Genomic DNA, 5,365 nt, shown 5'->3' with positions numbered 1-5,365 from the left:
GGCCCCCCCGGGCGTCGGGGCGGGGGCGGGGTCCGCCCCGCGGCGCCCCGCCCCCGGCCCGGGGGGGCCCCCCCCCCCCCGGGGGGGCCCCCCCCCCCCCGGGCCCCCCCCCCCCCCCGCGGCTCGTCGTACGGCGGTGTCGGGCGGTCAGGCAGACTTCCTGCTGTCCCGCGGATGCACGGCGATGTTCATGGCTCCGGAGCGCAGAACCGCCAGCCTCTCGGCCAGCACCTCCTCCAGCTCCTCGCGTGTGCGCCGCTCCATGAGCATGTCCCAGTGCGTACGCGCAGGCTTGCCCTTCTTCTCCTCGGGGCCATCCCCGTCCACCAGGAGTGCCATGGCGCCGCACGCCTTGCACTCCCACTCCGGCGGAATTTCCGCCTCTACCGAGAACGGCATCTCAAATCGATGTCCGTTCTGGCATGCGTACTCCACCGCCTGGCGCGGGGCCAGATCGATGCCGCGGTCCGTCTCGTAGCTGGTAACCACGAGTCGCGTGCCGCGGAGAGCTCGCTCACTCATGAATCGTGCCTCCCGGGCTTGTCGCCCACAGGACAGGTGTCGCTGTCGTCGTCATCCGGTCAACGTCCGGTCGGCGGCAAAGATTCCCGTTGCCGGTCATGCGTCGCCCGTCGTGCCGCTGCTTTTTCAGGTTCCCAGGGTTTCGAGTACCCGCCAATGCCCGGTTTGTCACATCTAGCAGAAGTTGTCACCCAACGGTTTGGCTTCTTCCACTCGCAGTAACGGTCCTCCGGGCAGGCTAAAGGCGTACACTACCGCCCTTTCACTTCAACGTCTAAATCCGTTCCGGAACGGGATTGCCCGCGGCGGCCACGGCCCGCCTGATCGGTACCCTCGCGAGCAGTACGGAACCGACTGCGAAGAAGATCACCAACGAGATGATCGCATCCCGGTAACTTCCGGTCAGCTGGTACGCAAGCCCGAACACCAGTGGCCCCAGCCAGCTCAGCCCGCGGTCGCTCATCTCGTAGGCGGAGAAGTACTCGGCCTCCTTGCCGCGCGGTACCAGATGCGAGAACAGCGAGCGCGACAGCGCCTGGCTGCCGCCGAGCACCAGACCGATCGCCGAGGCCAGCGCATAGAAGAAGACCGGCGCTTCGGCCGGCAGGAAATAGCCGGCGACGAGGATCAGCGTCCAGACGACGAGTGAGCCGAGGATCGTGCGCTTGGCGCCGTGGACCCGGGCCAGCCGGCCCATTCCCAGTGCTCCGGCCACCGCGAGCACCTGCACCAGCAGCACGGCCGTGATCAGTGTCGTCTGGTCCAGGCCCAGCTCCTCGGAGCCGTACACCGATGCCTGGGAGATCACCGTCTGCACGCCGTCGTTGTAGACCAGGTACGCCAGCAGGAAGGAGAGCGTCAGCGGATGACGACGCATGTCGCGCAGGGTGTTCACCAGCTGCCGCCACCCCGAACCGACGGCCCCCTCACCGCCCGGTGCCACCCGCCGGTCGCGCAGCCGTCGCAGCGGGACGAGCGTGAAGGCACCCCACCAGACGCCGGCCGACGCGAGGCAGATCCGTACCGCGTCGGACTCGGAGAGGCCGAAGGAGTCGTGGCCCGTGTACAGGACCAGGTTCAGGACGAGGACGAACGCGCCCGAGGTGTATCCGAACGCCCAGCCGCGCGACGAGACCGCGTCCCGCTCGTCCGGTTCGGCGATCTGCGGCAGATAGGCGTTGTAGAGCACCATCGACACCGAGATCGAGGCGTTCGCCACGATCAGCAGGAACGCGCCCAGCAGATAGCGGTGACCGTCCAGGAAGAACATGCCGGTGGTGGCTGCGGCCCCCACGTACGCGGCGGTCGCGAGCAGCGGCTTCTTCCGCCCCGTACGGTCCGCGGCGGCGCCCACGACCGGCATCACGATTACCGCGACCACCACCGACACGGAGACCGCGTAGGCGAAGAGCGACCCGGCGCGCACCGGTACGCCCAGCGGGTGCACGAAACCGTCGGCGTCGGCGGCCGCCTTGGCGACCGAGGTCAGATAGGGGCCGAGGAATACCGTCAGGACGCTCGTCGAGTAGACGGAGCAGGCGAAATCGTAGAAATACCAGCCGCGCTGTTCCCGTCTGCGGCTCGCGGCGTCTGCGGAACCCGTCACGAGCTCCGTCGGCTCGGCGGCGTCCGCGGTCTCGGCGCTCAAAGCGCACCCCCTCGTCTCTGCCCGTGGAGACCTCGCACGACCGGCGTCAGGCCCAGGCCCCCCGCTCGCTCAGCACCGTACGCAGCGTCTCGATGTGATCGGTCATGATGCCATCCACGCCGAGGTCGAGGAGCGCTGCCATCCGGTCGGGTTCGTTCACCGTCCAGACGTGCACCTGGAGTCCGCGTGCGTGCGCCTCGCGCACGAAGCGCCGGTCGACCACCCGGACGCCGTTCTGGCTCTCCGGCACCTGGGCGCACACCGCACCGGAGCGCAGCGCCGCCGGAACGCCGTACGAGCGCAGCCGCAGGCCCAGCACGCCGCGGACCCCGTAGGAGGTGGCGAGCCGGGGCCCCGCGAGACGGTGGGCCCTGGCGACCCGGGTCTCGGAGAACGAGCCGACGCACACCCGGTCCCAGGCGTTCGCCCGGCGGATCAGGTCGACCAGCGGGACCAGGGCGGACCCGGCCTTGATGTCGACGTTCCAGCGGGCTTCGGGAAACGTCTCCAGCAGCTCCTCGAACAGCGGCAGCGGCTCCCGGCCCGCCACCCTGGCCCGCCGCACCTCGCTCCACGGCAGCTCGGCTATCCGGCCCCGGGCGTCCGTCATCCGGTCCAGGGTGGCGTCGTGGAAAGCCACCAGACGGCCGTCCGCCGTGGTGTGCACATCGGTCTCGAAGTAGCGGTATCCGGCCTCGGTGGCCCGGCGGAACGCGGCCGTCGTGTTCTCGATCCCGTCGGCGGCACCGCCCCGGTGGGCGAAGGGGATCGTCGCGGGATGGTCCAGATAGGGGTGGCGTACGGAGGTCACTTCGGCAGTATGGCCTGCTCCGGTGTCCGGGGGGTGACGGTGGTGTCGCCGCCGTCGGGCGCGGGTGCGACGGCGGCCTCCTCGGTCGGCTTCCCGCCGATCGCGAAGAAGCGCAGGAAGAACTGGGCGAGCGGGCCGATGGACAGGGCGTAGAGGACCGTGCCCGCGCCGAGGGAACCGCCGAGCGCGAAGCCGGTCGCCACGACTGCCACCTCGATGAGGGTGCGGACCAGCCGGATGGACCGGCCGGTACGCAGATGCAGGCCGGTCATGAGTCCGTCGCGCGGTCCCGGGCCGAACCGCGCCGCTATGTACAGCCCCGTCGCGACACCGTTGACCACGACCCCCGCGACCATCACGGCGATCTGTGCGGCGAGGCCGTGCACCTCGGGCACGAGCGCCAGCGTCCCGTCCATGGCGATGCCGACGGCGAAGACATTGGAGACCGTGCCGAGGCCCGGACGCTGCCTGATCGGTATCCACAGCAGCAGAACGGCGGCGCCGACGATGATGGAGACGACGCCGATGGACAGCCCGGCGCGCTCCGCGAGCCCCTGATGCAGCACCCCCCAGGGTTCGAGGCCGAGACCGGCACGGACCAGGAGCGCCGAACTCGCCCCGTACAGCGCGAGGCCGACATACAGCTGCATCAGCCTTCGGGTGAGGTGCGTCCCGGGAGGGACGGGGGTGATGGACAAGAGGTGCCCCCAAGGAGTGGTGGTGGTGGACTGCCGCATGTCACTCTGTGGCAGGGGATTGGCTGCCAACTATGGCCAATCCGAGGAAGGTGGACTGATTTCCATGGCGCAGTGGACTTCGGCAGTCGGTGCGGCACAGCTCGCCCGGCAGCTCCAAGCCCAGCAGCCCCGGCCCGCCGGACCGGGCGCGCGCAAGCCGCCCGCCTATCGGGCGCTGGCCGACGGGGTCCGTCTGCTCGTCCTCGAAGGCCGGGTACCGGTGGCCGCCCGGCTCCCCGCCGAGCGCGAACTGGCGCTCGCCCTGTCCGTCAGCCGCACCACCGTCGCCGCCGCCTACGAGGAGCTGCGGACCGAGGGGTTCCTGGAGTCCCGCCGGGGCGCCGGCAGCTGGACGGCCGTTCCCGCGGGCAACCCGCTGCCCGCGCGCGGTCTGGAGCCACTTCCTCCGGAGTCGCTCGGTTCGATGATCGACCTGGGCTGCGCCTCGCTGCCCGCCCCCGAACCGTGGCTGACCCGGGCGGTGCAGGGCGCCCTGGAGGAGCTGGCGCCGTACGCCCACACGCACGGCGACTACCCGGCCGGTCTGCCCGCGCTGCGCCAGATGATCGCGGACCGCTACACCGGGCGCGGCATCCCGACGATGCCCGAACAGATCATGGTCACCACCGGGGCGATGGGCGCGATCGACGCGATCTGTCACCTGTTCGCTGGGCGCGGCGAGCGGATCGCGGTGGAGTCGCCGAGCTACGCCAACATCCTGCAGCTGATGCGGGAGGCGGGGGCCCGGCTGGTGCCGGTGGCGATGGAGGAGGGGCTCGGCGGCTGGGACATGAACCGGTGGCGGCAGGTGCTGCGGGACGCGGCGCCGCGGCTCGCCTACGTCGTCGCCGACTTCCACAACCCCACCGGGGCGCTGGCCGACGAGGACCGGCGACGCGAGCTGGTGGACGCCGCCCGCTCAGCCGGGACGGTCGTCGTCGTCGACGAGACCATGAACGAGCTGTACCTCGACGACGACGTCCGGATGCCCCGCCGGGTCTGCGCCTTCGATCCGGCGGGCTCCACCGTCATCACGGTCGGATCGGCGAGCAAGGCCTTCTGGGCCGGCATGCGGATCGGCTGGGTGCGCGCCGCCCCGGATGTGATCCGCAGCCTGGTGGCCGCCCGCGCCTACGCCGACATGGGGACGCCCGTCCTGGAGCAGCTCGCCGTCAACTGGCTGATGCGCACCGGGGGCTGGGAGGAGGCGGTCCAGGTCCGGCGCGAACAGGCGCGGGAGAACCGGGACGCGCTCGTCGCCGCCGTCCGCCGTGAGCTGCCGGACTGGGAGTTCTCGGTTCCGCGCGGGGGGCTGACCCTCTGGGTGCGTACCGGTGGCCTCTCGGGTTCGCGGCTCGCGGTGGCGGGGGAGCGGGTCGGCGTACGCGTTCCCTCCGGCCCCCGGTTCGGTGTCGACGGCGCCTTCGAAGGGTACGTACGGCTGCCGTTCACGGTCGCGGGGCCGGTCGCGGACGAGGCGGCGGCAAGGCTCGCGGCGGCGGCCCGGCTGGTGGGTTCGGGGGCGGGCGCGGGGGTGGAGGCGCCGCGCACTTTCGTCGCCTGACAGCACAGCGGTGCGGGGGTGGTGGGGGGGGCGGGCGGGCCAACCCCCCCCCCCCCCGCCGAAGAGCCGCGACAAACAGCCAG

General features: G+C 71.4%; 5 protein-coding genes. 1 reads left to right on the top strand and 4 read right to left on the bottom strand.

What is annotated here, in order from left to right:
- Positions 1-147: 147 nt before the first annotated feature.
- The 4 genes from ACF08M_RS29570 to ACF08M_RS29555 all read right to left on the bottom strand — a co-directional run bounded on the left by ACF08M_RS29570 (position 148) and on the right by ACF08M_RS29555 (position 3,631).
- The gene (locus ACF08M_RS29570; RefSeq protein ID WP_007262928.1) at positions 148-522 is read right to left on the bottom strand and encodes an RNA polymerase-binding protein RbpA; all 375 of its coding nucleotides are present in this window, start codon (positions 520-522) and stop codon (positions 148-150) included.
- A gap of 274 nt (positions 523-796) precedes the next feature.
- The gene (locus ACF08M_RS29565; protein ID WP_392188314.1) at positions 797-2,170 is read right to left on the bottom strand and encodes an MFS transporter; all 1,374 of its coding nucleotides are present in this window, start codon (positions 2,168-2,170) and stop codon (positions 797-799) included.
- A 46-nt stretch (positions 2,171-2,216) separates the two neighbouring features.
- The gene (locus tag ACF08M_RS29560; RefSeq protein WP_392188313.1) at positions 2,217-2,981 is read right to left on the bottom strand and encodes a glycerophosphodiester phosphodiesterase; all 765 of its coding nucleotides are present in this window, start codon (positions 2,979-2,981) and stop codon (positions 2,217-2,219) included.
- Complete coding sequence (locus tag ACF08M_RS29555; RefSeq protein ID WP_392188312.1) at positions 2,978-3,631, bottom strand: YitT family protein; 654 nt, start codon at positions 3,629-3,631, stop codon at positions 2,978-2,980. Before ACF08M_RS29555 ends, ACF08M_RS29560 begins: the two co-directional genes overlap by 4 nt.
- Positions 3,632-3,782: 151 nt before the next feature.
- Between ACF08M_RS29555 and ACF08M_RS29550 the strand changes: the two genes are divergently transcribed.
- Positions 3,783-5,282, top strand: coding sequence for a PLP-dependent aminotransferase family protein (locus ACF08M_RS29550; RefSeq protein WP_392188311.1), 1,500 nt, complete (start codon positions 3,783-3,785; stop codon positions 5,280-5,282).
- The last annotated feature ends 83 nt before the right edge of the window (positions 5,283-5,365 follow it).

It is taken from the genome of Streptomyces sp. NPDC015032 (assembly GCF_043080425.1).
Classification (GTDB): Bacteria; Actinomycetota; Actinomycetes; order Streptomycetales; family Streptomycetaceae; genus Streptomyces.
This window is presented reverse-complemented; position numbering and strand designations above follow the sequence as displayed.